Here is an 818-nt window from a genome sequence, read left to right as displayed (position 1 = left end):
ACAACCTAACAGTTCGTTCAAGCCGACGCCGCTTCATGGCATCGTGTTATCTTTCGGCGTCCGGCTGCTGTCGCTTCGGTTGCACCTCGTTGCGGCGCGGCTTAACTCAGGTGTTAGACGTGTGGATCAAGCAATTAGGCAATTTGTAGCAGAGTGCTCCGCAGATCGGCCGCCCACTGAAGCGGCTGTAGATGCTGCATGTTCCGAGGCGGGCGTAACCCGCGAGTCCTTCTATGACGCTATGGCTTGGTATGTAGCAAATGAGTTCGCCGCCAATCGCCTGTCATTTGAGGACGCTGATGCTGCTATCAATTGGATCTTTGGCTTAGCGCAATTCGCACTGCCTGAGCTGGCGTTTGAGATCTTCTCCGCGTTTGATGACGGCGAGTTCCAACGGCCCGAGGTTCCAGGCGGCATGGATCCTGTAAATCTTTACACTCGGCCGGCTATTGCGGAGATCATCGTTCGTCGCCACACGTCTAACAATTCGTTCAAGCCGAACCCGCTTCGCTCCGGCAACGGCGTGGCAGATTAAGCTTGCCACGCCGTTACCTGCGCTACGCAGGTCGGCTTAACTCAAGCGTTAGGTTTAGCGCGGAATTTTTTGGGGATGTGCGGGCTTTGCATTGAATTTCGCTTGATAGGTTTACTGTTAGGTTCAAGTGTGCCCTTGCGTACTTGGCCCACAGCGCGCAGGGGACCTGCGCACCGTGGTGGCGGTAGCATTCCGTAGCTTGCTTCGCATGCGCAGTGGGTCGTCGGGCGCCTACAACCTAACAGTTCGTTCAAGCCGACGCCGCTTCATGGCATCGTGTTAT

Annotated in this window: 1 protein-coding gene; it reads left to right on the top strand. The window is 55.9% G+C overall.

Annotated elements, in window-relative coordinates:
* A partial coding sequence (locus tag K7B09_RS13090) for a hypothetical protein (protein ID WP_223629906.1) occupies positions 1–535 on the top strand: 535 nt, incomplete at its 5' end.
* Positions 536–818: the final 283 nt, after the last annotated feature.

It is taken from the genome of Thermomonas beijingensis (assembly GCF_020034655.1).
Lineage (GTDB): Bacteria > Pseudomonadota > Gammaproteobacteria > Xanthomonadales > Xanthomonadaceae > Thermomonas > Thermomonas beijingensis.
This window is presented reverse-complemented; position numbering and strand designations above follow the sequence as displayed.